This is a genomic window from Salinirubellus litoreus (assembly GCF_037335815.1).
GTDB classification, from domain to species: Archaea; Halobacteriota; Halobacteria; order Halobacteriales; family Haloarculaceae; genus Salinirubellus; species Salinirubellus litoreus.
Map to the genome: position 1 here is coordinate 2,392,218 of NZ_CP147841.1, position 26,109 is coordinate 2,418,326.

Consider the following 26,109-nt stretch of genomic DNA (forward strand, 5'->3'; position numbering starts at 1 on the left):
GACGACCTACCTCTTCGACGCCGAGACGTCCGATCGTCTCTACGGGTAGGCTGGCGACCCGTATCTCAGTCCGCGGGATACGACCCCTCCCACGGACGGACTCGCTCGTACGCCGCCGCCGCGGAGACGACGGTCTCGTCGTCGCGCCACCGACCGACGATCTGCAGGCCGACCGGGAGCCCCTCGGCGAAGCCCGCCGGGACGGCGACCACGGGGTTCCCGGTCAGGTTGATCGGCCACGTCAGTGCCCAGCCGTGCAGGGGATCGATCGGAACGCCGCCGATCTCGCTCGGCTGGGTGTCCTTCTCGAACGGGAACATCCCCAGGGTCGGCGCGACGAGGAGGTCGTAGTCAGCGAACACCTCGCGCATCGCGTCGTAGGCCTCGGTCCGCACTCGCTCCGCACGGCGAACGTCGAGCGCGTCGAGTTCGAGGGACTTCTCGACCCGGGAGACGACCTCCTCGGTGACGTCCTCGCGGCGGTCGAGGATGTCGATGTCGTGGTCGCGAACGAAGTTGTCGTACATCCCGAGATAGCGGTCCTGCAGGAGGACCTCGAGCGCGTCGTGGAGCGTCTCCCATTCCTCGAACACCCCGTCGATCCGATCGACGCTCGCACCCGCCCTCCCGAGATCGTCGACCGCCTCCTCGACGACTCCCTCGACGGTCGCGGACACCTCACAGATACCGAGATCCGGGCTGTAGGCGACGTCGAGGTGGTCGACGCCGCGACGGGTGACGCCGAGATACGAGTCGTCCCGCTCGGGCAGGCTGAACGGGTCCCCATCGCTCGGTCCGCCGATCACGTCCAGCATCAGCGCGGCGTCCTCGACCGAGCGCGCCATCGAACCGGAGAAGGTGTACGGGTGTGTGTTGACGAACCCGTCCGGACGCGACTCCATCGGCACGCGGCCGAAGTCGGCCATGATACTGGCGGTGCCGCACGCGCTCGCGGGGACGCGGAGCGAGCCGGCGGCGTCGCCACCCGTCGCCAGCGGTGTCAGCCCCGCCGCGAGAGCCGCGGCGCTCCCACCCGAGGATCCCCCCGCCGTCCTGGTCGGGTCCCAGGGGTTGGCCGTGGCCCCGTGCAGCAGGTTCGTCGTCATGGGCTTGCGCCCGAACTCGGGCGTGTTCGTCTTCCCGATGACGATCGCACCGGCGTCCTTCAGCCGTTCGACGACGATATCGTCCTCCTCGGGGACGAAGTCGGCGAAGAGCTTCGAGCCGAAGGTCGTCGGGACGCCCGCGACGTTCGTGAGGTCCTTGACGGCGACCGGCACGCCGTGCAGCGGCCCGATCTCCTCGCCGGCCAGGAGCGCCCGTTCGGCCGCCTCGGCTGCCGTGCGGGCCTTCTCGTCGCAGACGGTCACGTACGCGTTGATCTCGTCGTCCCGTCGCTCGATGCGGTCGAGGAAGTACTCGACGACGTCGACCGGCGAGAGGTCACCGCGGCGGATCCGGACAGCCAGTTCGGTCGCCGGGGTGTACGCGATGTCCATGTACCGGGAGTGAAGGACGGTGCCAAAGAGCTTACTGAACCGGAGGAGTTCATCGCTCGCCAGTGAAAAGCCGGGTCTCTATCGCGGGACACGAACGTCCCGACCGAACGGTGGCGTCGGGTCGCCCACCCTGGAGAACGGCCACGAGGGACGAACTGCGTGGGGGCGTGGCCCGCGATGAGCCGATTTCCGACGACGATGAACACCTCCGGCGACCGGATCGACGGCCTCCACGGCTACTATCGTCGCGTTTGGAACCGATAATACACTCCGGACGGGCATCCTCACCGTTCGCGAGTGAAGACTCCCCGGGCGCTCTGTAGCTGTTCGAGAGCGGGGAACCTCGCTGGTCGTCTCCGGGGCTAGAACTCGTCGAGGTACTCCTCGCGCTCCCACTCGGTGACCCGGTCCTGGTAGCGATCGAACTCGTCGCGCTTGAGCTTCGCGAACTCCGCGACGAGGTCCTTCCCGAGCGCCTCCACGAGGACCTCGTCGCGTTCGAGGTGGTCGAGCGCCTCCCACAGCGTCCGGGGGAGCCGGTCGTAGTTCTCGTGATAGGCGTTCTCGAGCGTGGGCTCGCCGGGATCCGTCGCGTTTCGGATACCGTCGAGGCCGGCGGCGAGCGTCGCCGCCATCGCGAGGTAGGGGTTCGCCGCGGTGTCGGCCACCCGGTGTTCGATACGGGTCGACGGGCCGAGCTCCGGCGGGAGCCGAAGCACCGTCGAGCGGTTGTCGGGCCCCCACGCGATGTTGACCGGGGCCCAGATCCCGGGCAGGAGCCGCTTGTAGCTGTTGACGGTCGGGGCACACACCGCGGTCAACCCCTTCATGTGTTCGAGCAGACCCCCCACGAAGTGCCGGCCGGTCACCGAGAGCCCCGCTGGATCGGGGTGCTTGCCCGCCGGGAACTCGATATCGTCCTCGCTATCGGTACTGGCGAACCGGTTGGTCTCGCCGGTCTCGTCCCACAGGCTCAGGTGGAAGTGCATCCCGTTCGCGTCCTCGTTCGAGTGGGGGCGTGGCATGAACGTCGCCTTCAGGCCCGCCTCCCGGCTGGTCGCACGGACCATGTGGCGGAGGAACACGATCCCGTCGGCCGTCCGCAGCGCGTCCTCGTATCGAACGTTGATCTCGTACTGTCCGGGCTGTGACTCCTGATGGACTCCGAGCGGGGTGTATCCGGCCGCCCGGAGCGCGTCGTTCCAGGTCCCGATGAGATCGGCGGCCTGGTCGACGGCCGACAGGTCGTACGACGAGCGTGTGTTGTACGGCACCCAGCCGTCCTCCCCGGGGGCGAGGAGGGAGAACTCGGACTCGACGCCCGCGTACGTGTGGTAGCCTTCCGCCCGGAGGTCCTCCAGGACCGACTTCAGGACGCTCCGGCTGCAGAGGTCGAACGGCCGTCCGTCGACGGTCGTGAGGTCGGACGGGACCACCGCGCTCCCCTCGCGCCAGTCGACGGACATCAGCGAGTCCGGATCGGGGACCGCGATCATGTCCCCGTGCTGGGGACCGTACTTCGGGTCCTCGAGCAGCCCGGATTCGAGCGTCACCTCCGCGATTCCGTTCGCGAACCCTACGCCCTCATCGACCGCCTGTTCGTACTGGTCGGCGGGCATCGAGATCCCGCGAGCGATACCGTGGAGGTCCGTCCACAGCAAGCGGACCGTGTCCGGATCCGCGGACGTGTCCTGATCACTCATCCGATACGGGTTCTCTACAACGGGTCGTAAAACCGTTGCTCCGTGGGCATCCGGGCGGTTGTCGGCACGATAACCCGCGATCCCGGGAGGAGAGATCCGGCGGATACCATCATCGGGAACGTGGCGACCGGGAACACCGGCGGTTTATGATCGCCCGTCGGGATTGGCCGGTATGGACCCCATCCGAGCCCGACGTCGTCCCGGCCGCGTGACCGGCCCCTGGAGACGGAACCGAGGGAGCGATCGATCAGTTCCCGGACTCCGGCGGGTGACGACCTCCGGCCGCAGGTGGACGCGATGACGGACGACCTGCAGATGTGGAACGTCCCGAACCGGGTGCTGTTCGGATCGGGCGCGGCGAGCGAGACCGGACAGTACGTCGAACAGTTCGGTGCGGAGCGTGTCCTCGTGGTCACGGACACCGGCGTCCGCGCGGCCGGCGTCCTCGACCCGGTAGTGACCTCGCTCGACGACGTCGGCGTGGAGTACCAGGTGTTCGACGGCGTCGAGCCCGACCCGACCGACGTGGTGGTCCACGAGGCCGCCGAGGCGTACGAGGCTGCGAACGCCGATCTCGTGCTCGGCATCGGCGGCGGCTCCTCGATCGACACCGCGAAAGCGGCCTCTATCCTGGCGACCAACGACGGCCACGTCCTCGACTTCGAAGGGAGCGGGAACGTCCCCAACGAGACGCCACCGAGCGTCCTCGTCCCGACGACTGCCGGGACCGGGAGCGAGGTCGGCCACTGGACCATCGTGAAGGACGCAGAGACGGGGATCAAGGAGGAGATCGGCGACGTGAAACTGCTCGCCGACCTGGCGCTCGTCGACCCCGACCTGACCGCGAGCGCGCCGCCGCGGGTGAAGGCGGCGACGGGGATGGACGTGGTGACCCACGCCGTCGAGGCGTACGTCTCCATCCGCCGACAGAGCCAGACCTCCACGCTCGCGCTCGATTCGATCGAGAAGGCGGGTGCGAACCTCCGGCGGGCCGTGGGCTACCGGGGCGGAGACGACGACGCGCTCGCCGCGATGGCCCGCGCGAGCACGCAGGCCGGCATGGCGTTCAACGGGGCCGGGCTCGGCGCCGTCCACGCGCTCTCCCACCAGATCGGCGGCGCGTTCGGTGTCCCCCACGGCCTGGCGAACGCCGTCGTCCTCCCGTACGTGATGGAGTACAACCTCCCCCAGGTCCCCGAGGAGATGGTCGACGTCGCCGAGGCGCTCGGGGAGGACGTCGATCGTTCGAATCCGGCGACGACGGAGGGGTACAGGGCAGTCCGTGCGGTCCGCCGACTGGCCGACGACGTCGGTATCCCCCGGACGCTCGCCGAGACGGCCGCCGAGCGCGACGCGATCGACCGGCTCGCCGATCGGGCGCTCGACGACGGCAGCCTCACCGGCAATCCCCGACGCACTGGTCACGATGACCTGGCCGGTATCCTCGACCGGGCGTTCGACGGACGGTTCGCGTACGAGTCGATACTCGGGGCCTGACTGGAACGGGCCGTTCCGGGCTGCGACACGTGACGTGCTGATCTCACCGTACCAGCGCCCCTGTGTCACGTAGCGGCTTCGACGTAGCGGCGGGTCCGGAACGCCTCCCGGTCGACAGGCAACCGGTATGCCTACTCCTCCCATCCGTTCCAGGGTGGGGGAACGGACGACGGCAGTGGGTAGGCGTACAGCGGCTCCACCGTTCTGCGAATCGGTCGACGGGGATACGTGTCCGTGGTGAGGTATATGCGTCGTGCCGCACCCCTGCTGTGATGGGAGGAACGCCGGAACGTTCCGGTCGCCCGATCGATCCCCCACCGTCCGTAGTACCGGCTATCTTTCTTCGAGGAGAGAATCCCGCCCTTCAGGACGGGAGTGAATCCGACACTTCCTACATAACCCACCGTCGATTGCAGGCCGGATATTCAACGCTCGTCCGCACCATTAAGTATGTTCACAAACATAGGCTATGTATGGCGATTGGGGTCACCCGCACCTACGTTGGTTCTATCAAGAACCAGCAACAGGTCTGTGATGGCCTCGACTCGCTCGGAGACTCTGCCTCGAAAATCTGGAACGTCGCCCGATGGACAGCCGACCGTATCTGGGACGCCACTGGCGAGATCCCAGACGTGGGCGTGCTGAAAGCGTATATGAAGAACCACAGGTGCTGGAACGACTTGAACGCACAATCCAGTCAGAAAGTCATTGAAGAACTTTCTGACGCTTTCCAGTCGTGGTTCGATCTGCGACAGAACGACCCAAAGGCGAACCCACCCGGCTACCGCAAACACGGCGACACTCGACCCAAGAGTACGGTCACGTTCAAAGAAGACGGCTTCAAACACGACCCTGAGAACAATCGCGTCCGACTCTCGAAAGGCTCGAACCTCAAGGAGCATTGGTCGGACTTCCTGCTCTGTGAGTACCAGACCCGACCCGACGTTGACCTCTCAGGGGTCAACAGGGTGCAGAACGTTCGTGCCGTCTGGAACGGCGACGAGTGGGAACTCCACTTCGTCTGTAAAGTCAGCCTCGAAACTAACGACTCAGCAGGCGACGGTGTGGCAGGCATCGACCTCGGCATCAAGAACATCGCCGTGGTCGCCTTCCCCGACGAATACGTCCTGTACCCCGGCAACTCGCTCAAGCAAGACAAGCACTACTTCACGCGAGCGGAGTACGACACCGAGGGTGAAAATGGCCCATCTGAGAAGTCGAGGTGGGCACGTCGGAAACTTGCAGAACGTGAGATGCACTTCTACCACACGCTCACGGAGACCATCATCGCGGAGTGTGTCGAACGCGGTGTTGGCACGCTCGCGGTGAGTTGGCCCGAAGACGTGCGAGAGTCCGACTGGGGCAAGACCGCCAACAAGAAACTCCATACGTGGGCGTTCGACCGCATCTACCAGTACCTCGCGTACAAAGGCGAGATCCGTGGCGTCAATGTGCTGAAAGAGAACGAGTGGAACACGTCGCAGACCTGCTCACAGTGTGGAGACGACACGAAAGCGAACCGCAAACATCGTGGGTTGTACGTCTGTCAGTCGTGTGGATTGGTCGGGAACGCAGATTGCAACGGGGCGGAGAACATGCGACAGAAGATAACTCCGAGTCCGCACGGCGAGGATAGGAGTAACGGCTGTGTGGCACAGCCCTCGGTACACCTGTTCGATGCAAAGAGTGGTGTGTTCGCACCGCGAGAACAGGTCGTGTCGTAGACCGGCAAATATCCCACCTGCGGTACGGGAAGCCCCGCCGTTCACGGCGGGGAGGATGTCACCCGATATCTACCCTTGATCCCGCCCGAGCGTGTAAAACTCGTCGTTCGGTCGCATGTCGAGCGCCGTCGCCAGCCGGTTCGAGAGGTTGTAGAACCCGACCGTGGTGACGATGTCCCAGATCTCCCCGTCGGTGAAGTGCTCGCGGAGCGCCTCGATCTCGGCTCCGTCGACCTTCCCGGGTTCGGCGGTGAGCTTCTCGGCGAACGAGCACATCGCCTCGTGGCGCGGGGAGAGGTCGGCGCTCCGCCAGTTCGTCGCCAGCTGATCGGCGAGTTTCGGGTCCTTCGCGGTGATACGCACGAGCGCGCCGTGGGCGACGACGCAGTAGAGACAGTCGTTCACCCCCGAGACGGTGACGACGAGCATCTCGATCTCGTGGCGTTCGAGCGGGGAGTTCTCGACGAGCGCGTCGTGGTAGTCGAAGAACGCCCGGAAGTGGTCGGGCTTGTAGGCCATCCCCGAGAAGACGTTGGGGGTGAACCCGGCGTCCTCGGTCTCCCGGTCGATGCGTTCCCGGAGGTCCTCGGGGAGGTCCTTGTACCCGGGTACCGGGATCTCGCCCATCGCGTCGTCCCGCAGCTCAGGTTCCGGTTCTGCCATACCCGGACTCCCCGCGGGACGACCTTATCCCTTCCCCCGCCGTGGCCGTCCCCCCGGGTTGTTCGGATCACGGGACTGCGCGACGGCGAAGACTCTTCTCGGATCGCGCGGTACGACGCGCATGAACCTCACGGGTATCGACCACATCGTGCTCACCGTCGAGGACGTCGAGGCGACGTGCGCGTTCTACTCGGACGTGCTGGGAGCCGAGGTGGTGACGTTCGGGGGCGGTCGGAAGGCCCTGCGGTTCGGCGACGGGAGGATCAGCCTCCACCCCGCGGGCGAGGAGTTCGAGCCGAAGGCCGCGCGACCGACGCCCGGCGCGGGCGACTTCTGCGTCACGACCGACGCCGACATCGAGGCGGTCGTCGGGGACCTCCGGGATGCGGGTGTCGGGATCGTCGAGGGGCCGGTCGAGCGGGCCGGCGCGGTGGGTCCGGTGACCTCGGTGTACCTCCGCGACCCCGACGACAACCTCGTCGAGGTGGCGACGTACCACGAGGCGTGAGACGGCCGGGGTCACGGACGGGACGGAACTGGCGGGAGGATCCGTGGCTGGGCCTCTATCCCCGCCCCGCTCGGATATCCCGTCCTACGGGAGGCCGCCGATGATCTCCCGGTACTCGTCCTCGGTGAACGCCTTGAGCGTCTCCGTCTCGACGGCCCCGCCCCGCCCGAGCGTGAGCGCGACCTTCGCCATCGCCTCGTCGTCCAGGCCATCCAGGAGGACGACGAGGTCGTACCGGCCCATGGTGAGGTAGAAGTCGACGACCTCGCCGCCCATCGACTCGACCAGCGCCCTGCCGTCGTCGAGCCGATCCGGGCTCGCCTCGATGTCCTCCATACCCTTCGCCGTGGAGTTCACCAGCATGATATGCCCTGACATGACCGACAGGACTTCACAGTACGGTAGATTAATATTTTCGGTGAGGTGAAACGAACGGGCCGATCCGTCTCTCCTCGGCTCGCGGGAACCGTTCCTTCCCGACGGTCGGACGAGCGGCGGCGACGCGGCGTTCCGGAACGCTGAAACCCGACGCACCCCGGGGAGTCGGTATGGCAGTCAGACAGCGGCTGGGCGTCAGCCCCGCGCGGGCGTGGGTCGGGGCGGCCCTGGCCGCGACCGCCCTCCTGGTCGTCGGGTCGCTCGCGCTCCCCAGGCTCGTCTGGGATCGCTTCCTCTGGCACTACTTCTGGGGGCCGGTCTACGCCGATGCGGCGAACGCCCGCTGTGCGGTCATCGAGGGGGGTGGGTCCCCGACCCTCCTGGGGAGCGACTCGGCCTGTCGAGCGGTCGACGCCGGCGGCGCGATCGTCGCCGAACCCGGCTACACGGTCGTCTCCGAGGTCGGGTACGCCGTCGCGCTCGTCTTCTTCCTCGTGGGCGTCCTCTACCTGCTCCGCTACCTGGAGGTCGGCCATCGCAAGAGCTTCTTTTTCGCGCTCGTCCCGTTCGTGTTCTTCGGCGGGGCGCTCCGCGTCGTCGAGGACGCCAACGACGCCGCGCTGGCCGCCGGCGTCGACACGCTGCTCTCCTACCCGGCGAACACCCTCATCATCAGCCCGATCATCTACTTCACCGTCTTCGCGATCACGCTGGTCGCGCTCGTCGGCTCGGTGTGGGCCGAGCGCGGGGGCTACGTCGAGAGCTACGAGCGGGTGCTCTCCGGTGCCGGTACCGTCGTACTCGTGCTGACCGTCGGGTTCCTGCTCTGGTTCGTCCCGACGCGGCTCGCCGGCGAGATCCCGGGCGTCGGGTTCTACCCCCAGATGACGCTGTTCGTTCTCGCCGCCTCGGCGGTCCTCGCCTACGCGATCTACCGGCTCGTCGACGTGTACGTCCCGGTGATAAACGAGGGGACCGGCCTCGCGGGGCTCGTCGTCCTGTTCGCCCACGCGGTCGACGGCGTGGCGAACGTCGTCGCCTCCGACTGGCTCGACGTGCTCGGCATCCCCGTCGAGTACGGTGCGAAACACCCGGTCAACCGGTTCATCGTCGACTTCACCGAGGGCGTCCAGCCCGCCGCACTGTCGGCCACGATCGGGGTCTCGTGGCCGTTTCTGGTCGTGAAGCTCGTGGCGGCGACCGGCGTCGTCTACGTGTTCGACCGGGTCATCTTCGAGGAGAACCCCCGGTACGCCATCGTCCTCCTCGTCGCCATCGTCGCCGTCGGGCTCGGCCCCGGGACCAGGGACATGCTCCGGGCGACGTTCGGTATCTGACCGGCCGATTCCCCGTCTGCGGTACCCGGTATCCGGTAGGGGCACCCGAGCGCACCCTCACGGGAACGGGTGCGGTTCGCGCTCCAGCCGCGGCTCGAACCCCAGTGATCCGGGGATCTCGCGGGCCCGCTCGCCGAAGTACGCCTCGCCGGTAAACAGCGGCTGTGCGGCCGGGACGAGCACGCGGACGGCCTCGAACCCCAGCGATTCGAGGTCACGGGTGGTGAGCCGCGCGGCGAACGCCCGGAGCCCCGCGTCGTCGAGCCTGCCGAGGAGTGCGTCGAGTTCGTCGGGCCCTGCGGGCAGGTCCGACGGGCCGACACTCCCGGCCGGGATCGTGATTTCGGGGTCGACGAACTCGCGGGCGGGCTCCGGGAAGTCGGCGTACTCGGCGATGTTCCCCTCCGAACGCGCTCCCTCGGGGCCCATCCCCCGGAGTTCGAGCCAGTTCTGTATCGCCTCCTCGAGGGCTCCCGTCGCCGCCCGTTCGGGGTCGAGGTCGGCGGCCATTCCCGCCGCGAAGCGGGGCCACCCGTCCTCGCGGTGAACGCAGGCCGCCACCACCGGGACGTCCACGTCCTGTGTGAGTAGTAGGACGGAGGTCTCGAGCTCCTCGCTCCGGGCCCGGCGGGCGAGCGTCTCGAACCCCTCGTTCCCGACGTCGAGTCCGAGCGGCTCGTAGGTGGAGTACCACGCGAGCATGGCCGCGTCGCGCTCGATCGTCTCGTACATTCCCGAGAGGAGTGCACCCGTTCCCGAGGAACCCAGACCGAGTCCGGTCGTGATCGAGGGGCGGTGCCGGGCCTCGGGTGGCGGGAAGACGACGAACTCCGCGGGGAGGTTCGCGGGGCTCCCCTCGTGGAGGTCCTCGCCCTCGACCCACGCGAGCGACTCCTGGGGGTCGGGCGGGGAGAACGAGTCGGCGGTGACGAACGCGCTCGGCGGGACGGCGTTCGCGACCGCGCCCGCCGGGTCGGTCTCCATCCCGTCGATCCGGTAGACGGCGGCGGCGTACCGCTCCAGGGCTTCGCCGAGCGCCTTCACGAACGCCGGGTTCCAGTCCGCGGCGACCCCCGCCGCGTGTTCAGGGACGGCCGCGTCGCTGAACGCCGTCGTCGCCGCGAGCGTCGCGAGGTAGTACGGTACCGGGAACGACTCCGCCTCGCCGGCCTCGTGGACGATTCCCGTCCGGGGATCGAGCGCCCGCTCGGCGCGAGCGAGCGCCCCCTCGATCTCCCGTGCCGCGTAGTCCTGGCGGACCCGAGGGTCGGGATCGGAGCCGCAGGAACAGCCCGGAACGGGGAGCAAGGGGTGGCGCGCGTGGGGGACTTCGACGACACTCCCGAGGACCGCCGACTCGTCGCCCGAGAGGAGCCGCGCGGCCGCCCGGCCGGCGAGCGCGCCGGCGAACCGCGCGTCGGTCGCGTCGGGGGGCGAGACGTCGGTCGTCTCGCCGCTCCGCTCGACGTTCGCGGCGACACGCGTGCGGAGACACTCGAAACAGGCGGTCCCGGGGGTGTATCCCGAGATCGCCGCGTCCACCTCCGCGATACCCTGCCCACCGACGCCGCCGAGTTCGACCGCGATCCAGGGGGTCCCGGCCTCTCGGGCGGCGGCGTTCGCCGTCCGGAAGGCGCGGTCGCCAGCCTCGCCTACCACGACGCCGAACTCGACGCTCCCGAACCGACCCGGCTCCGCGGCCGTCACGGCGACGTCGACGTCACGGAGCGCCGCCCGAACCGCATCGGTCGCGGGTCTCTCGCCGACCAGCCCGACCGTCATCGGCCCCTCGTGTCCGTGTCGCCGCTCCGCTCGTGCGTTCCGGTCACGTCCCGACCGACGGGTCGCCCCGAGTTAAGTCCGGGTGACCGAGCGGCGCGGTCGCTACCCGGTCGAAGGCAGGAGAAGTGCCGGGATCCCCACCCACCGCCCCGCGCGATGGAACTGTCCCGGCGTGCTCGGTTCGCGTCGTTACGATCCCTGTGCGAGCACCGACTGTGCGACGCTCGACAGCTCGGCGGTGTCGGCGTCCCGGAGCCGGTCGTCGCCGAGCATCAGGCGGAGTCGCGGTCGGCCGACGTCGATCGGGACCTTCTCCGTGTCGACGAGACCGAGCTCCTCCAGGCGGGTCTTCGTCCGCGAGAACGTCGCCTTGCTCGCGATGCCGACGTCCTCACCCCACTTGGAGATGTCGTACAGCAGTTCGTTGTTCTTCGCGGCGACGAGCAGCGAGATGGTGACCTCGTCGAGGCCATCGCCGTCGCCGCGGGCGGTTTCGAGCGAGTTGAGAACGGACTCGAAGTCGTTCGCCGTCGTCTCCCCGAGGTCGGTCTGGAGGGACCGACGAACCCGCGAGATGGCGGGCGTCCGGAGGGCGAACGGCTCGGCACCGTCCCAGACCTCGTCGTAGCGGTCGTTCGCGCTGGCGACGAACTCCTCGTCGTCCGTGCCGAGACCGGCGACGTGGTCGCCGGCCCGCACCACCGCGAGCACCGTCTCGTCCGTGACGACGAGCGTGTTCTCGTCGCCCTCGTAGCTGCGCAGTTCCATGCTCCCTCCGTCGATCAGGTCGGCAGCCCGGCTGGCGACCAGGAAGTCGTCCATCACGTCCTTGAGGACGCGGTCGGTCGCGAGTAGCTTCACCGAGGGGCTCTCGCTCTCCATCTCGCTCATGACGGAGACGAGGTCCTCGAGGGTGTCCCGTGCCGGGTCGACGACGTACAGGTCGCCCGACGTCGAGGAGAGTGCCTCCTCGAGGACGCCGGAGACCGTCCGTCGCAGCAAATTCGGTTCCATCGTTGCGTTTGAAAGTAAGTGGAGGTATATATTTAATATTATCGGCCGCCAGAGTGGAAGGCGTTTTCTGCGGGTCGCATCGGCCCTCTCGGCCCGTCTCAGGGGCGCGCTGCTGTCAGTGTTTGGCGACAACCCGTGGGACCGGGCTCAGTCGAGCTCCGCGACCAGTTCCTCGGCGCGGCGGACGGTCCCCTCGAACACCACGGGGACGTCCCGTTCGGCCAGGAACGACCCGAGTTCCTCGGCCGAGAGCCGCGACCGGGTGGTGGTCCCGTACGGGTGGCGGCCGTCACCGAACGGCGACTCGTAGATCCGTCCGGCCTCCTGGGCGTCGACCACTTCCCACTGGACGTCGAACCGGTCGCGCTCTCGAGAGACGTGACAGACCGCCGGGTCGTCCAGCGCGGGCGTGAGCGCGTAGGTGCCGTCGCCGACGACGGCGTAGTCCGAGCCCATCATGACCTGCCGTCGGGCCAGCGAGAGGGCCCGCTCGAAGCCGACGCCGTGGACGAGCAAGCGGGCGAACCCGGTTCCGACCGTCGCCGCCTGCTCGTCGAGCACGCGCGTCAGCGTGACGCCGCCCGCCGCGGCCCCGTTCTCGACGAGCGCGAGCCCCTCGGCGTACGACCCGCAGGCGTTGAGGAAGAACGTGCGTGCGTCGACGTCGACGGTCCGGGCCGCGAGGTGGCCGTCGGTACACCGGAGCCCCTCGACCTCGCAGTGACCGACGTAGTGGACGAAGTCCGTCGGCGACTCGAGGACGCCCCGGAGCTCCCGCCGCGTGAGCGACTCGTGTACGTTCACCTCCACGGGGAGGTCGGTGGCCCGTCGTCGGTAGATGTCGGCGACCTCCGCCTCCAGGTGCATCTCGCGGTCGTTGATCACGACATCCACCCGGAGTTCGTCGCGCGAGCGCGAGCGATCGTGCCGGAGGCGGTTCTCGTAGGCCTGAACGGTCGTCTTCGAGGCGGTGATCGGGATACCGTCGGCGAGCCACGCGTGGGCGTGCCCTGGGCCCAGGTCCGGGTCCAACCGGTCGGCGGTCGCCACCTCGCCCCGGAAGAAGTCGTCCAGCGACCGCTTGAGGAGCCCCTTGCCGTCGAGTTCGGAGGCCGACGGCGGGTAGACGAGGCTCATCGCGTCGAGCAGGTACGGCAGGGCGCGGGCGTGATACGGGTCCGGATCGACGTACGTCGAGAGCTGCCAGTCGGGCAGGCGGGCCGCGAGTTCGCCGGGTGATTCGCGGAGGACGGCCGCGAGCCGACCGGCCATCGGTCGCTCGGCGTAGGCGTCGACGTCGATGCCGAGTTCGGGGACGACCTGTGACTCCACGCTCCCGCCCTCGCGGGCGAGGCAGTCCAGCCCGAACACCGACCGCAGCAGGTCGGCCGTCCGGTCCGCGAGCCCCTCACCGGCCGGTAGACGACAGTCCACGTCCGGCGGGGCCGTGAGCCGTGCCGCCGTCGCGTCCGCGTCGACCGTGACCGTCGCACCCAGGTAGTAGGCCAGCGGTGCCGTCGCGTAGAGGTCGGCGTAGTCGGCCGGGACCACCAGTTCGATCCCGGTCTCGGGCGTTCGCGCGGCGACCGTCGAGGGGATCCGCTCCTCCCCGAATGAGAGCAGCGGGGGGTGGTCGCGGTTCGAGGGGCCCGAGCGCTCCGGCCCCGTCGTCGAGCAGGCGGACGCGGCGTGGGTGATCGCCGTCGCGACACCCTCCGGGGACAGCGGTACCCGGACCGTCGGGAGGGCGGCGGCCCGCTCCTCCACCCCCTCCTGGGACGTGGCCAGCACGCGCCGTGCGGGAACGGTCCCGTCCTTGGCCGACTGTACCATTCGTCGACCAGTTAACGGTTCTACGTGATATAGTTACGGACTGTTCCGGTCGGCGGTGTTAACTTAGAGAATGAGGCGTTCGGTTTCGGGTGTCCATGCCAGAAATCGAACGCCTCAGCGGTCGTAGCGACTGGATCGACTTAGAATTTGTTGAGCGAGAACGGACACCCGAGCCGATCATTGAAGTGGGTATTCACCTCCATCTGGCTGGACTATCACTTTCGAATACCAAACAGATACTCGAAAGGTTGGGTGTCGAGCGCAGTCGGACAGCGATTCACAACTGGGTGCAGAAAGCCGACGTACAGCCCAGCAGCGACGCTGAACCGAATCACATCGCGGTCGACGAGACGGTGATTCAGGTCAACGATCAACGTCACTGGCTGTACGCAGCCGTCGATTCCGCGACGAACGAGATCCTGCACGCACGGCTGTTTCAGACGCGGAAGACCCAACTCACCGTGCTGTTTCTGCGTGAACTCCGCGAGCAACAGCAGATCGAGCACGTGACGTTTCTCGTCGACGGTGCGACACACCTTGCGAGTGCACTCGACCGACTCGGCCTCGATTTCAGATACGAGAAACACGGAAATCGGAATAGTGTTGAACGTATCTTTCGAGAGGTAAAACGGCGAACATCTTCGTTCTCGAATACGTTCAGCAATGCGTCGTTAGATTCAGCTGAATCGTGGCTGCAAACCTTCGCCGTCTGGTGGAATCGATGCCAAACTTAACACGACGGTTCCGGTCCCGAGAACGGGGCCGCACGTCGCCGCGGACGGGTAGATACTTGGGACGTCGGGCCCGAATCGTCTCCATGTACGACCGCGTCAGGGAGGCGGATCCCGCGGTGGCGGACGCCCTCGGCGACGAACTCGACAGACAGCGCGGCACCCTCGCGATGATCGCGAGCGAGAACCACGCCAGCCCGGCCGTCCTCGAGGCCCAGGGCTCGGTGCTGACGAACAAGTACGCCGAGGGGTACCCCGGCGAGCGCTACTACGCGGGCTGTGGGCCCTCCGACGAGGTCGAGTCGCTGGCGGTAGAGCGCGCGAAGGAGCTCTGGGGAGCCGAGCACGTCAACGTCCAGCCCCACTCCGGCACGCAGGCCAACATGGGCGTCTACCTGGCGATGCTCGATCCCGGCGACCGGATTCTCTCGCTCGACCTGACCCACGGCGGGCACCTCTCGCACGGCCACCCGGCGAACTTCGCGGGCCAGCTCTTCGAGGTCGAACAGTACGAGGTCGACCCGGAGACGGGCTACGTCGACTACGAGGGGCTGGCCGAGCAGGCCGAGGCGTTCGATCCCGACATCGTCGTCTCGGGTTACTCCGCGTATCCGCGCGAGGTCGAGTGGGAGCGCGTCCAGGCGGTAGCCGAATCCGTCGACGCCTACCACCTCGCCGACATCGCCCACATCACCGGGCTCGTCGCCGCCGGCGTCCACGACTCGCCCGTGGGTGTCGCGGACTTCGTCACCGGCTCGACGCACAAGACGATCCGAGCCGGTCGCGGCGGGATCATCATGACGAGCGAGGAGCACGCGGACGCCGTCGACGCGGCGGTCTTCCCGGGATCGCAGGGGGGGCCCCTCATGCACAACATCGCGGGGAAGGCGGTCGGGTTCGGCGAGGCGCTCGAACCGGCGTTCGGCGAGTACGCACAGCAGGTAGTCGACAACGCCCGCGCGCTCGGCGACTCCCTCGCCGAGAATGGCCTCTCGCTCGTCTCGGGGGGGACCGACACCCACCTCGTGCTCGTGGACCTGCGCGATTCGCATCCCGACCTCTCGGGCGGGACGGCCGAGGACGCCCTGGAGGAGACCGGTATCGTCCTCAACGGGAACACGGTCCCCGGCGAGACGCGCTCGGCGTTCGATCCCTCGGGTATCCGGGCGGGGACGGCGGGGCTCACCACCCGCGGGATGGAGGAGGACGCGCTCCGGCAGGTCGGCGATCTGATCTCCCGCGTCGTCGACGACCACGACGATCCGGAAGTACTGGACGCGGTGAGCGAGGAGGTCGACGCGCTCTGTGCGGACTACCCGCTCTACGACGACCTCTGAGGGACCACCGTTCGATACCCCCGCTACCCCCCGCTACCGGTACCCCCTACCGGGGTTCACGTCCCGCTCGATCCCCGAGAGGAGCATCGAAACCGCCGTGAACAGCACCACGACGATGTACGCCGGAACGAGCAGGACCGGCGAGGGGAGCAGACTCAGGAAGATCGGGAGCGTCAGATCGCCGCCGTTGGCCGCTATCGCGGCCGTCGTCGCCTCGCCCCGGTAGGCGACCACGTACAGGACCAGCAGGATCCCGAAGACGAACGTCCCCGAGAGCGTCGTCCGGACCGGCCTGCCGAACGTCCGCCCGACGTTCCGTCGAACCGCCCGCCTGTAGCGCTGCGCGTCGTTCCGCACGCCTCCCACGACCAGTCGGGCCAGGAACCCCGGGACCCCTCTGAGTGCCATACCACCACTCGTCGTCGGGAGACATAACCGTTCGTATCGTCGACATACTTCGGCTGGCCCGGGACGGACCGGTCCGGGTTCCACGACCGCTCGGATCGCGTATCCGAATCCACGACCGTTCGGTTCCTCGACGGTTCGCGTTTGGAACCCCCGTCCGCGGGCGGCACACAGCGCCGAAGGACGTATGCCCTGGTCGGGCCTCTCCCGCTCATGCGACGACGTTCCCTGCTCCGTGTCGCCGTCGCCCTCCCGCTCGCGGGCTGTGCCGGGTCGCCATCGCCGACGCCTACGTCGTCCCCCGCGACCGGATCCGGGGACGACGGTACCTCGCCGACCCTCACAGACGTGCCGAGGACGGCCGGGGAGCCCGGAGAGGCCGGGACGCCGGCGGACCCCGCCGAGTCGCCGGAATCACGGACGACCGAGGCCGGATCGACGGCGCTCGACCTCCGGGAGGCGAACGTGACCGGCGTCTCCGTCTCGGGGTCGGGCGAGTCGCTCGAGTTCGCCGTCACCCTCCACCACGACGACGCCGGCGAGGAGGGCTACGCGGACTGGTGGCAGGTCGAGCGGCTCGACGGGACGCGACTCGGCCGGCGCGACCTCCTCCACGCCCACGGCACCCGCGAGTTCACTCGCTCCGCGGCCGTCGAGATCCCCGCGACGGTGACCTGCGTGGTCGTCCGTGGTCACGACCGGACACACGGCTACGGCGGCCGGGCCGCGCTCGTGGATCTCGACTCCGGGACGACGCGGTTCGTCGACCAGGGCCCCGATCCGCGGTCGTTCTCGGCGAACGACTGTCCCTGATCGCCCCGCGCACGCCCGCCCCGCCGTGGAAGCCTCGCTTCGGCGTCGTGTGCACTCCGACCGGGACGGCGGACGTTCGAGAACACAGGGGCCGATACGGCGACGGATTCCGGGTCGTTCATTGCCCTCGCCCGCTCCACGCCCGGTAGATGACGGATCCGACCCGCGTCGAGGACGGCGGCGACCCGACGTTCGCGCCCGCGACCGGTCCGGATCCCCGCGAACTCGCCGCCAGGGATGGGGTCCGGTTCCGGGTGAAAGTCCATGAGCCAGGGGCCGAGCGGTTCGAGGCCGCGCGTGACCGCATCGAGGCCGGTCTCGACTGGGGCGTCGGGGCGCTCGTCGAGCGCGACGACGAACTGCTCCTGGTCCGCCAGGACGGCCGGTGGATGCTCCCCGGGGGCGAGGTCGAGCGTGGAGAGGGCCACGCCGAGGCGCTGGTCCGCGAACTCGACGAGGAGACGGGGCTCGCTGTCGATCCGGGCCCGCTCCGTGCGGTCGTCGAGAACCGCTACGTCCGCGGCGAGGTAGCCGTCGGGTTCCACTTCGCGCTCTACGACGCCACGGCCTGCTCACGGGCGGTCACCGACGACCCGGGTCTGGCCGACGAGGAGATCGAATCGGTGGGCTGGTTCGGGTCGCTCCCGGCCGATACGCTCGACCGCGACCTCCTCGTCGACCTCCGGCGGGGGTGACCCGTCGGTCTCACGTCCCGGCCGGATCGGTGTCCGCCACGGGGCCCGCCGCAGGTTCAAGTACCAGGAGGTGACCACCGCCCCCCGTGATCTGACCGTCGCCGCGGGACGGATGGCGGGAGCGCGGTGGGCCGTCCCGGGGGAGCAGTCGTCGCTCTCACCGCCTGCTCGCCACAGGGTTACGTGCGGACACGGAGGGTCCCTCCGGACCGAGAGGTTTCGCTCTCGGAGGATCGGGACTCGCGTCTCGATCCCCTCTCCCCCCGAAATCGAGTCAGGATAGCCGGTCGAGCCGGTCGCGGGCCTCGACGAGCGCCGACTCGTCGTCCTCGCGAAGGTACGTCCCGAGGTCCTGGGCGATTCTGACCAGCAGTTCCGACTCCGGTGCGGGGACCTCCCCGTCGAGGGCCTCGACGCGCTTCACGTGGCTGTCGAGCGGCCCGAGCAGGTCGCTCACCGTCGGATCGGGGTGTTTGTCGAGGTACGCCCGGAGGTCGCTCCGGTAGTCGGAGACGGCTCGCGCGTACGCGAGGCCGCGGGCCGACCGCAGCGACTCGGGGACCTCCTCGACGGGCGGGCGCTCGCCGTGGTCGGCACCCCGCAGCAGCGAGAGGAAGTAGAACTCCTCGTCGTCGTCGAGCGCCATCGACCGCTCGAGTCGGCCGGCGACGTATCGGAGTTCGATGGCGGCGAGATAGGTCTCCCCGAGCGGCTGGAGTTCGCCGGCGTTCACGAAGCCGGAACCGCGGACGTACTCCCGGCAGGCTTCGACGGCGACGTCCACGACCTGCCGGAGGCTCTCGCCCGACTCCAGGCGGTTCCGGGCGTCGGTCAGGTCCAGCCTGGCCGGCGCTGCCGTGTGGAGCGTCCGCTCCTCGTCCATCCCGACGCTCCGGAGGCTCCCACACGAGGGACACTCGACGCTGCCCGTCTCGTAGTAGGACCATCGCGTCTCGCAGTTCCGACACTCGCGCTGGCCGCGGATTCGCATCGCTGGTCCCTACGCCGTCGACCGGCAAAAACGGCGGGGTCGGCGCGTTCGCGTCGTCGGGTACGACATGGGCTGCTGGAGCCGACCGTCACGCTCCGGTGAGCGCCGAGCGCTACTGTCTCGTCGTCGACTCCTTCCGTCCGGTCAGTTCGTCGGGGACGAGCCGGTAGAACTCGAACGGGACCTGTCCCGCCGGTCGCTCGAAGACGTCGAACAGGGGGATACGGACGCGATCGAGCCCCTGGAGGGTCTCGGTGGCGATGTCGTCGTCGGTGGTCCGCTCCAGCCGGCCCTCGGCGACCACGCTCCGCCACGGTCCGTCCCCGTCCCCGTGGGTCACGAACGAGACCGCTTGCCCCTCGACGTCACCCTTCCGACTGTCCGGACCAACGGCGAGCCGGAAGTAGAACGTCACACCCGTCGAATCGTAGCCGTACGAGACGGGGATGGCGTGCGGTGCGCCGTCCCCCGCCGTCGAGAACGCGATGACGCCGGTGCCGCCGGTACCGAGAAACTCGTCCCGCTCCTCCTCGTCCATCTCGATCGCTCCCTGAGAGCTCATACGTGACGTACGATCCGCCGGAATAAAAGGCGCTCCCCGGACCGTTCCCCGCCGCGACGGGGGACGGAGCCGACCGGGCGTCTCGAGGCGTTCTCGACCGATCGGGGGGACCTCACAGGAACCGCCCGAGGTAGACGACGAGCAGCCCGAGCGCGGTCACGAGCCCACAGAGGGCGGTCACTGAGAGGCGGCCGACGGTCAGCGGCGCGGTGAACCCCTCCCGGTTCTCCGGACGGTCGAACCGGAGTTTGAGGAGCGCCGCGTTCACGGCGACGAAGACGACGAGCAGCGAGCCGTTGGCGAGCGCGGCCACCTGCCCGAGGTCGCCGAGCAGGACGAACGGAACGGTCAGGCCGCCGACGAGCGCGACGGCGAGGTAGGGTGTCCCTCGGCGGACGTGTATCCGCGAGAAGAGCGTCGGAAACGACCGGTACTCGGACTTCGAGACGCCGTAGACCAGTCGCGAACTCGACACCAGCAGGATGAGGACCGTGTTGGCGGTCGAGGTCAGCGCGATCGCCCCGACGATCGACGCGGCCGCCGGACCGCCGCCGGCCTCGGCGACGAGCGCCAGCGGCGAGGCCGACTCGCCGAGCGCCCGCCAGTCGGCAACCCCGACCGCCGAGACGGCGACCAGGACGTAGAGGACCGTCGTGATCCCGACCGAGAGGACGATGGCCCGCGGTACCGTCCGTGTGGGGTCCTCGGTCTCCTCGGCGACGTTGACGATGGAGCCGAACCCGAGGTACGCGAAGAACACGAGGAAGGTCGCTTCGAGGACGCCCCCGGGACCGAACGGCGCGTCGAGGACCGCGACGGAACCCCAGGACCCGAGGCCGAGCCAGATGACGAGGGCGAGGCCGCCGACCTCCGCGGCCGTGAACACGAGGTTGAGCTTCGCCGAGACGTCGATACCCCAGAAGTTGACCGCCGAGGCGACGGCCACCAGCGCCACGGCGGCGAGCACCGGGGAGAGGTCGACGAACGAGGAGAGGTAGCCCGCGAACGCGAGCGCGACGGCGGCCGCGGAGACGCTCCCCACGAACACCCGGAGGAACGCGACGACCTCCGCGGGCCGCTTGCCGAACGTCTCGCGGACGTAGACGTAGTCGCCCTCGCCACGCGGGAACCGCGAGGCGAGTTCGGCGTAGCTCAGCCCGGTGAACGACGCGACGACCGCGGCCGCGAGGAAGGCCAGTGGGACCGACTCGCCCGCCACGGCGGTCGCCTCGCCGAGGATGGCGTAGATCCCCGCCCCGAGGATCAGTCCGACGCCGTAGACGACCACCTCCGCGAGCCCCAGGTCGCGGCGCAGTGACGGGGTGGTCGACTCGCTCGCGCCCGGCCTTCCCAGTCCCCCCGGTCCTCCCGGTCCGTCCGGCTCGCTCATCCCGGCTCACCCGGGGACCGGTGGCGAGGTGTCCGTGAGGCGAACTGGACGTGTCGACACGACCGGCGCCAACGGTGGCCGCGGCGGTCGGTCCGAGTACCCATCGTTGTCGCCGAATCCGGCACAGTACATAAGCCACGGGGACGACCCTGTGACTGACTACCGTGATGGCCGTACCGGCGTGTCTCGTTCGCCCCGAACCTATCGTAGCGTTTGGAACCGTTGACACACTCCGGACGAGGACTCCCCTCCCCGCCCGTGAGTACAGACGTCCAAACGCTACTATACCTCGGCCGGTCTCCGGCTATGCGATTCCGCGTTCGAGGGCCGAGCGATGGCGATCCGCGCACCGGCGGAACGGAACGGGGACACACCGAACGACCGGCACAGCGCCTCCCTCGCGTCGGTCTACGAGCGGCCCTCGACCGTCGGGTTCGGGCTGTCGAGCGAGGAGACCGAGCGCCGGCTGGCCGAGTACGGCTGCCCAGGGATCCGGGGGGCCTCACAGCCCGCCTTGTCCCCGTCCTCTCTCCTTCGACGAGGACAGTGCTTTTCCACGCGTCGACGGAGGGTGAACCCGATGCTCGTCGAAGCCGCGCTGTTCCTCGTCGGCCTGGCGGCGCTCGTCGCGGGTGCCGACCGGGCCGTCACCGCCGCCGGCGACCTGGCGCTCTACTACGGCGTCTCACCGTTCTTCGTCGGCGTCACCCTCGTCTCGATCGGGACGTCGATCCCGGAGATGGTCACGTCGGTTTACGCCGCCTACTACGACGCTGGCGACCTCGTGGTCGGCAACATCGTCGGCTCGGAGACGGCACAGATTACCCTCGCGATCGGCGTCGTCGCACTCGTCGCGCCGTTCGTCACCCCACGGCGAAACGTCCTCGTCTACGGGTCGGCGATGATACTGGCGATGATCATCATGCTCCTCACCCTCGACGACGGCGTCGTCGGCCGCTCGGAGGGGTTCCTGATGATGCTGGCGTACGCCCAGTTCGTCTACACCCTCTACACCAACGAGGGCGGCGAGGAGATCGCCGATGAGGTCCTGGAGGAGCCGCGTGCCCCCCGTGAGGTGGTCCCGTGGATCGTCGGTGGGCTGGTGCTGGTCGTCGTGGGCGGGCAGATCATGGTGACGAACGGCGTCGCGCTGGCCCGACTCGCCGGCCTCCCCGAGTACCTGATCGGCCTGCTGACCGGGCTGGGGACCACGCTGCCGGAGATAATGGTCGCCGGTATCGCCGCCCACGAGGGGCAGGGCGGCATCTCTGTCGGTGCCATCCTCGGGAGCAACATCACCGACCCGGTGTTCTCGCTCGGCGTCGGCGCGCTGTTCTTCGACGTCGTCGTCGAGGACGTGGGAGCGCTCACCCCTTCACTCGTCTACATGCTGGTCGCCTCGATCCTCGTGCTGGGGCTGTTCTACTGGCGCGAGGGCATCGACCGGCGGGCGGCCGTCGTCTGTCTCCTGTTGTACCTGCCGACGTTCGTCCTGGTCTGAGAGGTCTCCGAGAGGGCCGTGGCTCACGCTCGCCGTCGGAGGTCGGCATCTCGCCGGTTCGGGACGCGTCGAATAGACAGCACTAACCCGGTCGCCCTGCCGTATCGGCACTGGTGGTCCAATGCCGTCGAATTCGACCTCTCGACTCCCGATCCTCGGCGCGGCGCTGATCGTCACCGCTCTCGTCGCGGTCGCCCCGATCGGCGGGTCGCTCACCGTCGAGGGCCGGTACGCGGTGGCGACGATGGCGTTCGCGGCGATCCTCTGGGTGACCGGTGCCCTGCCCCTCCCGGTGACGGCGCTCTGTGTCCCGGTACTCCTCACCGCTCTCGGCGTCTATCCCGACTTCGGCGACGCGGTCGCCGGGTTCGCCGACCCGGTCATCTTCCTGCTGCTGGCGGGGTTCGTGCTGGCCGAGGCGCTCCAGGCCCACGGCGTCGACCGCCGTATCGCCCTCGCGATCCTCGTCCGGTTCGGCACGTCCGCTCGCGGCCTCGTCCTGGGGGTGATGCTCGCGACGGCGCTGCTCTCGATGGTCGTCTCGAACACCGCGACGGTCGCGATGATGGTGCCCGTCGTCCTCGGGGTGGTCGAGAGCGTCACCGACCTGACCGAGGACGGAACGGAGGGGGCGGACGCCACGAACCTGCAGGTCGCGATGCTGCTCGGGATCGCGTACGCGGCGAGCCTCGGCGGGGTCGGCACGATCATCGGGACGCCGCCGAACGCCATCGTCGTCGGCCAGCTGGGCGAGCTCGTCGGACGGGAGGTGACCTTCGTCCAGTGGCTCGCCGTCGGGCTGCCGATGGTCGCCGTGACGCTCCCGGTCGCGTGGTTCCTCCTGACCTACGTGGTCTACCCGCCCGGACGGTACGACGTCGACCGGGCCCGGGAGCGCGCTCGCGAGGAGCTCCGGTCGATGGGACCGCTCTCATCTCGAGGACGACGCACCGTCGCGATATTCGCGGCGACGGCCGCCCTGTGGTTCCTCGGCGGGCTCGAGTTCCTCTTCGAGCCGTACCTGCCGTCGGCCTGGCGGGTCACGCTGTTCGGCGGGACCGGCACGAGCCTGTTCGGATCGGGCGGTCACGAGGGTGTGCTGTTCTACGTTCTCGTCGGGCTCTGTGCGATCCCCGCGCTGGTCGCGAGCGGCGCGGCGGCGTGGGACGACCTGGTGGACATCGACTGGGGGACGCTGCTACTGCTCGGGGGCGGCATCTCGCTGGCGAACGCGCTGGCGGACACGGACGCGACGCGGTGGCTCGCCGACGTGACGCTCGGCCCCGTCGAGGGCGCGCCGATTCTCCTGGTCCTCCTCGTGGTGGTGGCGCTGACGGTGGCGGTCGGCGAACTGGCCTCGAACACGGCGATGGCCGCGATCCTCGCGCCGTTGCTCGTGGAGGTAGCCCCCGCGTACGCCGGGACGCTCGGGACCGATCCCGGGACGGCGTCGGTCCTGCTGGCCGTGACGGGTGCCATCGCCGCCAGCTACGGCTTCGCCCTCCCCGTCGCGACGCCGCCGAACGCCATCGTCTTCGGCACCGGCTACGTCGGACGCGAGCAGATGCTCCGTGCGGGGGTGATGCTAGATGTGGTGGTCGTTCTCCTGACGACGGGCGTCGCCTACCTGCTCGTCCGGACCGTCTGGCCGGTCGTCCTCGGGTGAGCGCCCGGTCGTGGGCCGGGTGTGTCCGACGAGACTCCCACTGGACGGGGCCGTCCCCGCGTCGCTACTCGACGCCGACGCGCGAATCGGTACGGGACCATCGGAGGACGGGACGGGACGGAGCGCTATGCATCTCGGGACGTGTCGGTGTTCGGTTGCCAGCCCTCGGGTCGGGCTACCTGACGGTGCGCTCCTCGCAGTGTCCTCGCCTATCGTGAGCGTCCTTCCGGTGGACGCGAGTTCGCGAGCGCCGACTCCACGGGTCAGTCCGAGACGACCGTGGCCCCGGTTTCGGATTCGTCGTACTTCTCGCGGAACTCGGCGATGAGCTGGCCCATCTTCGCGTACCAGTCGTTGAGCATCCGCTGCATGTCGTCGGCGACCCGGTCGGGGTCGGCCGGGCGGTAGACGTGGTAGTACCCGCCCTGTTCGTAGTTGACCTGCTCCTTCTGGATGAACCCCGCCTGGAGGAGCCGCTGGATGGAGCGGTAGGCGGTCGAGCGCTCGCGGTCGATCCGTTCGGCGACCTCGTCGACGGTCAGCGGCTCGCCCGCCTCGACCACCACGCCGAAACACTCCCTGTCCAGTCCCTTGAGTCCGTGAATACACTCCAGCAGCCCCTCACACTCCATGTCCTGCTGGAGATACTCGCTCATCGAGTCGGGCATTTCGTCAGTGGGTGTAGGGGCTTCCGGTTTAAAAGTGTTGTGCGATTTTTGCACAACCACGAATCCGGACCGTCAGTCGGCTCCCATGCCGGCCTGCCCGGCGTCCTCTCGGCGGATGGCTACCAGGCTGCTGTACACCACCGCCCCGCTCACCAGCAGCGCCGCACCGATGATGAGGACGAAGCTGACTGTGTTCAGCACCGGGATCCCGAACGATTCGCCGACCTGCCGGAAGGCGACCGCGACCGCCCCGCCGAGGAGCATCAGGCCGAAGTAGATCTTGATCCCCTCCTCGTCGACGATGCTCGTCGCGGCCGACCCGAGCTGTGCACCCAGCGCGCTGCCCGCGAGGAGCGGGACGACGATGCTCAGGTCGACCCCGCCCGACTGGGCGTAGAGGAACGATCCGATCCCTCCCGAGAAGACGATCTCGAAGAGGTCGGTCCCGACGGCGACGGGGACCGGGACCCCGATGAGGTAGAACAGCGCGGGCATCCGGATGAACCCGCCGCCGACCCCCAGGAACCCCGAGAGGAGCCCGGTCACGAACGCGACCGCCAGCACCACCCACAGCGACACCTGTACGCCCCCACGGAGGGAGAGCATCGGCGGCACGCGGTAGGACTGGATCTTCTTGGCGATCTCGGGAATGTCGTCGGTATCGGTTTCCGCGTTCTCGTCGACGTCGTGGCTCATCCCCCCACCGCCACCCTTCAGCGCCTCGTAGGTGACGAACGCGCCGATTCCCCCGAGGAGGAAGACGTACGTGACGCTGATTATCCCCCCGGCCAGACCGAGCTCCTCGAGGTGGAGGACGATCTCCTTGCCGACCTCGATGCCGAGGGTCGTCCCGACTATCATCGAGACGCCGAGTTTGTAGTCCACCTGCCCCAGGTCGCGGTGTTTGATCGTGGCGATCACGGAGGTCCCGAACACGAACGCGAGCCCACTCCCGACCGCGACCCGCGAGGGGTACCCCATCACCAGCAGCGCCGGCGTCACGAGGAACGACCCGCCCATCCCGAAGAACCCGAAGAGGATCCCGATGAGCAGGCCGAACCCGACGAACAGTGCTATCATCGTGAGCCCCACGCCCAGTATCTCCATCGTCACGCCTCCAGGAACCTCCTGAATCGGGGCGCGGCTATCCGGGTCAGCATCGAGTAGCCGACGTGGAGGACGATCGCCTCGACGAGGACGACGCCGATGAGCGCCGCCGCCTGCGCGTTCCCCGAGAGGGTCTCTATGCCGAACATGCGCTCTCACCTACACCGCCCAAACCGGGTTGTGTGCAATTCATGCTTTTCTGCTCGTTGTTCCCTACCCGTTAGCGGGACTTAACGGTTTTGGACCTTCCATACAATACTATATCGCTCCCGGATACCAGTGTGGTACCGATATATCTCCGTAAG

The 26,109-nt window shown here is 68.5% G+C and carries 24 protein-coding genes; 10 read left to right on the forward strand and 14 right to left on the reverse strand.

Annotated features, from left to right (window positions below; genetic code table 11):
• Nucleotides 1-65: 65 nt before the first annotated feature.
• Nucleotides 66-1,499: an amidase gene (locus WDJ58_RS11800; RefSeq protein WP_338913433.1), complete on the reverse strand. Its 1,434-nt coding sequence runs from the start codon at nucleotides 1,497-1,499 to the stop codon at nucleotides 66-68.
• Between the two features lie 362 nt (nucleotides 1,500-1,861).
• Nucleotides 1,862-3,202, reverse strand: a complete 1,341-nt coding sequence (locus WDJ58_RS11805) for a glutamine synthetase family protein (protein ID WP_338913434.1) — start codon at nucleotides 3,200-3,202, stop codon at nucleotides 1,862-1,864.
• 297 nt (nucleotides 3,203-3,499) lie between these two features.
• On the opposite strand from WDJ58_RS11805, the gene WDJ58_RS11810 reads away from it, so the two are divergent.
• Both WDJ58_RS11810 and WDJ58_RS11815 read left to right on the forward strand, forming a co-directional pair.
• Nucleotides 3,500-4,699 (forward strand): iron-containing alcohol dehydrogenase family protein, encoded by a 1,200-nt coding sequence (locus WDJ58_RS11810; protein WP_338913435.1) that lies wholly within the window; start codon nucleotides 3,500-3,502, stop codon nucleotides 4,697-4,699.
• Nucleotides 4,700-5,172: 473 nt separating this feature from the next.
• On the forward strand, nucleotides 5,173-6,423 hold the full coding sequence (locus WDJ58_RS11815) for an RNA-guided endonuclease InsQ/TnpB family protein (RefSeq protein ID WP_338913437.1): 1,251 nt from the start codon (nucleotides 5,173-5,175) through the stop codon (nucleotides 6,421-6,423).
• A gap of 69 nt (nucleotides 6,424-6,492) precedes the next feature.
• Here WDJ58_RS11815 and WDJ58_RS11820 read toward each other — a convergent pair whose 3' ends face one another.
• Nucleotides 6,493-7,086 carry a peroxidase-related enzyme gene (locus tag WDJ58_RS11820; RefSeq protein WP_380660756.1) on the reverse strand — a complete coding sequence of 198 codons (594 nt, stop codon included), beginning with the start codon at nucleotides 7,084-7,086 and terminating at the stop codon, nucleotides 6,493-6,495.
• Between the two features lie 121 nt (nucleotides 7,087-7,207).
• Between WDJ58_RS11820 and WDJ58_RS11825 the strand changes: the two genes are divergently transcribed.
• Nucleotides 7,208-7,594 (forward strand): VOC family protein, encoded by a 387-nt coding sequence (locus WDJ58_RS11825; protein WP_338913438.1) that lies wholly within the window; start codon nucleotides 7,208-7,210, stop codon nucleotides 7,592-7,594.
• 84 nt (nucleotides 7,595-7,678) lie between these two features.
• On the opposite strand, the gene WDJ58_RS11830 is transcribed toward WDJ58_RS11825, so the two are convergent.
• Entirely contained in the window at nucleotides 7,679-7,972 is a 294-nt protein-coding gene (locus WDJ58_RS11830; protein WP_338913439.1) for a GYD domain-containing protein, read from the reverse strand.
• A 170-nt stretch (nucleotides 7,973-8,142) separates the two neighbouring features.
• On the opposite strand from WDJ58_RS11830, the gene WDJ58_RS11835 reads away from it, so the two are divergent.
• The gene (locus WDJ58_RS11835; protein WP_338913440.1) at nucleotides 8,143-9,309 is read left to right on the forward strand and encodes a DUF63 family protein; all 1,167 of its coding nucleotides are present in this window, start codon (nucleotides 8,143-8,145) and stop codon (nucleotides 9,307-9,309) included.
• Between the two features lie 57 nt (nucleotides 9,310-9,366).
• Here the strand turns inward: WDJ58_RS11835 and WDJ58_RS11840 are convergent, their stop codons facing one another.
• The 3 genes from WDJ58_RS11840 to WDJ58_RS11850 form a co-directional block, all read right to left on the reverse strand.
• Nucleotides 9,367-11,091: a YcaO-like family protein gene (locus WDJ58_RS11840; protein WP_338913441.1), complete on the reverse strand. Its 1,725-nt coding sequence runs from the start codon at nucleotides 11,089-11,091 to the stop codon at nucleotides 9,367-9,369.
• Between the two features lie 189 nt (nucleotides 11,092-11,280).
• Nucleotides 11,281-12,105, reverse strand: a complete 825-nt coding sequence (tbsP, locus tag WDJ58_RS11845; RefSeq protein WP_338913443.1) for a transcriptional regulator TbsP — start codon at nucleotides 12,103-12,105, stop codon at nucleotides 11,281-11,283.
• 147 nt (nucleotides 12,106-12,252) lie between these two features.
• On the reverse strand, nucleotides 12,253-13,938 hold the full coding sequence (locus WDJ58_RS11850) for a hypothetical protein (protein WP_338913445.1): 1,686 nt from the start codon (nucleotides 13,936-13,938) through the stop codon (nucleotides 12,253-12,255).
• A gap of 95 nt (nucleotides 13,939-14,033) precedes the next feature.
• On the opposite strand from WDJ58_RS11850, the gene WDJ58_RS11855 reads away from it, so the two are divergent.
• Entirely contained in the window at nucleotides 14,034-14,672 is a 639-nt protein-coding gene (locus tag WDJ58_RS11855) for an IS6 family transposase (RefSeq protein ID WP_338913447.1), read from the forward strand.
• A gap of 83 nt (nucleotides 14,673-14,755) precedes the next feature.
• Nucleotides 14,756-16,006: a serine hydroxymethyltransferase gene (gene glyA, locus WDJ58_RS11860; protein ID WP_338913449.1), complete on the forward strand. Its 1,251-nt coding sequence runs from the start codon at nucleotides 14,756-14,758 to the stop codon at nucleotides 16,004-16,006.
• Between the two features lie 33 nt (nucleotides 16,007-16,039).
• Here glyA and WDJ58_RS11865 read toward each other — a convergent pair whose 3' ends face one another.
• Entirely contained in the window at nucleotides 16,040-16,414 is a 375-nt protein-coding gene (locus tag WDJ58_RS11865) for a hypothetical protein (RefSeq protein WP_338913451.1), read from the reverse strand.
• A gap of 210 nt (nucleotides 16,415-16,624) precedes the next feature.
• Between WDJ58_RS11865 and WDJ58_RS11870 the strand changes: the two genes are divergently transcribed.
• Both WDJ58_RS11870 and WDJ58_RS11875 read left to right on the forward strand, forming a co-directional pair.
• Complete coding sequence (locus tag WDJ58_RS11870; protein WP_338913453.1) at nucleotides 16,625-17,224, forward strand: hypothetical protein; 600 nt, start codon at nucleotides 16,625-16,627, stop codon at nucleotides 17,222-17,224.
• Nucleotides 17,225-17,373: 149 nt separating this feature from the next.
• Nucleotides 17,374-17,919, forward strand: a complete 546-nt coding sequence (locus WDJ58_RS11875; protein WP_338913454.1) for an NUDIX domain-containing protein — start codon at nucleotides 17,374-17,376, stop codon at nucleotides 17,917-17,919.
• A 274-nt stretch (nucleotides 17,920-18,193) separates the two neighbouring features.
• On the opposite strand, the gene WDJ58_RS11880 is transcribed toward WDJ58_RS11875, so the two are convergent.
• The 3 genes from WDJ58_RS11880 to WDJ58_RS11890 form a co-directional block, all read right to left on the reverse strand.
• Nucleotides 18,194-18,910: a DUF7117 family protein gene (locus WDJ58_RS11880; RefSeq protein WP_338913456.1), complete on the reverse strand. Its 717-nt coding sequence runs from the start codon at nucleotides 18,908-18,910 to the stop codon at nucleotides 18,194-18,196.
• A gap of 112 nt (nucleotides 18,911-19,022) precedes the next feature.
• Nucleotides 19,023-19,472, reverse strand: a complete 450-nt coding sequence (locus WDJ58_RS11885; protein WP_338913457.1) for a pyridoxamine 5'-phosphate oxidase family protein — start codon at nucleotides 19,470-19,472, stop codon at nucleotides 19,023-19,025.
• A gap of 112 nt (nucleotides 19,473-19,584) precedes the next feature.
• Nucleotides 19,585-20,862 (reverse strand): APC family permease, encoded by a 1,278-nt coding sequence (locus tag WDJ58_RS11890; RefSeq protein ID WP_338913458.1) that lies wholly within the window; start codon nucleotides 20,860-20,862, stop codon nucleotides 19,585-19,587.
• A 580-nt stretch (nucleotides 20,863-21,442) separates the two neighbouring features.
• Between WDJ58_RS11890 and WDJ58_RS11895 the strand changes: the two genes are divergently transcribed.
• Together WDJ58_RS11895 and WDJ58_RS11900 are read left to right on the forward strand one after the other, a co-directional pair.
• Nucleotides 21,443-22,363, forward strand: coding sequence for a sodium:calcium antiporter (locus WDJ58_RS11895; protein WP_338913459.1), 921 nt, complete (start codon nucleotides 21,443-21,445; stop codon nucleotides 22,361-22,363).
• Nucleotides 22,364-22,484: 121 nt separating this feature from the next.
• Nucleotides 22,485-24,029: an SLC13 family permease gene (locus WDJ58_RS11900; protein WP_338913460.1), complete on the forward strand. Its 1,545-nt coding sequence runs from the start codon at nucleotides 22,485-22,487 to the stop codon at nucleotides 24,027-24,029.
• Nucleotides 24,030-24,292: 263 nt separating this feature from the next.
• On the opposite strand, the gene WDJ58_RS11905 is transcribed toward WDJ58_RS11900, so the two are convergent.
• The 3 genes from WDJ58_RS11905 to WDJ58_RS11915 form a co-directional block, all read right to left on the reverse strand.
• Complete coding sequence (locus tag WDJ58_RS11905; RefSeq protein ID WP_338913461.1) at nucleotides 24,293-24,697, reverse strand: helix-turn-helix domain-containing protein; 405 nt, start codon at nucleotides 24,695-24,697, stop codon at nucleotides 24,293-24,295.
• A 72-nt stretch (nucleotides 24,698-24,769) separates the two neighbouring features.
• Nucleotides 24,770-25,804: a sulfite exporter TauE/SafE family protein gene (locus WDJ58_RS11910; RefSeq protein ID WP_338913462.1), complete on the reverse strand. Its 1,035-nt coding sequence runs from the start codon at nucleotides 25,802-25,804 to the stop codon at nucleotides 24,770-24,772.
• A gap of 2 nt (nucleotides 25,805-25,806) precedes the next feature.
• Nucleotides 25,807-25,953 carry a DUF7512 family protein gene (locus tag WDJ58_RS11915; RefSeq protein WP_338913463.1) on the reverse strand — a complete coding sequence of 49 codons (147 nt, stop codon included), beginning with the start codon at nucleotides 25,951-25,953 and terminating at the stop codon, nucleotides 25,807-25,809.
• Nucleotides 25,954-26,109: the final 156 nt, after the last annotated feature.

Bases quoted from the DNA above. Each gene is read 5' to 3' on its own strand.
- WDJ58_RS11830 (WP_338913439.1), bottom strand. From the start codon at position 7,972: ATGTCAGGGCATATCATGCTGGTGAACTCCACGGCGAAGGGTATGGAG.
- WDJ58_RS11900 (WP_338913460.1), top strand. From the start codon at position 22,485: ATGCCGTCGAATTCGACCTCTCGACTCCCGATCCTCGGCGCGGCGCTG.
- WDJ58_RS11855 (WP_338913447.1), top strand. From the start codon at position 14,034: ATGCCAGAAATCGAACGCCTCAGCGGTCGTAGCGACTGGATCGACTTA.
- WDJ58_RS11850 (WP_338913445.1), bottom strand. From the start codon at position 13,938: ATGGTACAGTCGGCCAAGGACGGGACCGTTCCCGCACGGCGCGTGCTG.
- WDJ58_RS11820 (WP_380660756.1), bottom strand. From the start codon at position 7,086: ATGGCAGAACCGGAACCTGAGCTGCGGGACGACGCGATGGGCGAGATC.
- WDJ58_RS11865 (WP_338913451.1), bottom strand. From the start codon at position 16,414: ATGGCACTCAGAGGGGTCCCGGGGTTCCTGGCCCGACTGGTCGTGGGA.
- WDJ58_RS11880 (WP_338913456.1), bottom strand. From the start codon at position 18,910: ATGCGAATCCGCGGCCAGCGCGAGTGTCGGAACTGCGAGACGCGATGG.
- WDJ58_RS11885 (WP_338913457.1), bottom strand. From the start codon at position 19,472: ATGAGCTCTCAGGGAGCGATCGAGATGGACGAGGAGGAGCGGGACGAG.
- WDJ58_RS11875 (WP_338913454.1), top strand. From the start codon at position 17,374: ATGACGGATCCGACCCGCGTCGAGGACGGCGGCGACCCGACGTTCGCG.
- WDJ58_RS11815 (WP_338913437.1), top strand. From the start codon at position 5,173: ATGGCGATTGGGGTCACCCGCACCTACGTTGGTTCTATCAAGAACCAG.
- tbsP (WP_338913443.1), bottom strand. From the start codon at position 12,105: ATGGAACCGAATTTGCTGCGACGGACGGTCTCCGGCGTCCTCGAGGAG.
- WDJ58_RS11825 (WP_338913438.1), top strand. From the start codon at position 7,208: ATGAACCTCACGGGTATCGACCACATCGTGCTCACCGTCGAGGACGTC.
- WDJ58_RS11915 (WP_338913463.1), bottom strand. From the start codon at position 25,953: ATGTTCGGCATAGAGACCCTCTCGGGGAACGCGCAGGCGGCGGCGCTC.
- WDJ58_RS11800 (WP_338913433.1), bottom strand. From the start codon at position 1,499: ATGGACATCGCGTACACCCCGGCGACCGAACTGGCTGTCCGGATCCGC.
- WDJ58_RS11910 (WP_338913462.1), bottom strand. From the start codon at position 25,804: ATGGAGATACTGGGCGTGGGGCTCACGATGATAGCACTGTTCGTCGGG.
- WDJ58_RS11835 (WP_338913440.1), top strand. From the start codon at position 8,143: ATGGCAGTCAGACAGCGGCTGGGCGTCAGCCCCGCGCGGGCGTGGGTC.
- WDJ58_RS11895 (WP_338913459.1), top strand. From the start codon at position 21,443: ATGCTCGTCGAAGCCGCGCTGTTCCTCGTCGGCCTGGCGGCGCTCGTC.
- WDJ58_RS11810 (WP_338913435.1), top strand. From the start codon at position 3,500: ATGACGGACGACCTGCAGATGTGGAACGTCCCGAACCGGGTGCTGTTC.
- WDJ58_RS11905 (WP_338913461.1), bottom strand. From the start codon at position 24,697: ATGCCCGACTCGATGAGCGAGTATCTCCAGCAGGACATGGAGTGTGAG.
- WDJ58_RS11840 (WP_338913441.1), bottom strand. From the start codon at position 11,091: ATGACGGTCGGGCTGGTCGGCGAGAGACCCGCGACCGATGCGGTTCGG.
- WDJ58_RS11805 (WP_338913434.1), bottom strand. From the start codon at position 3,202: ATGAGTGATCAGGACACGTCCGCGGATCCGGACACGGTCCGCTTGCTG.
- glyA (WP_338913449.1), top strand. From the start codon at position 14,756: ATGTACGACCGCGTCAGGGAGGCGGATCCCGCGGTGGCGGACGCCCTC.
- WDJ58_RS11870 (WP_338913453.1), top strand. From the start codon at position 16,625: ATGCGACGACGTTCCCTGCTCCGTGTCGCCGTCGCCCTCCCGCTCGCG.
- WDJ58_RS11890 (WP_338913458.1), bottom strand. From the start codon at position 20,862: ATGAGCGAGCCGGACGGACCGGGAGGACCGGGGGGACTGGGAAGGCCG.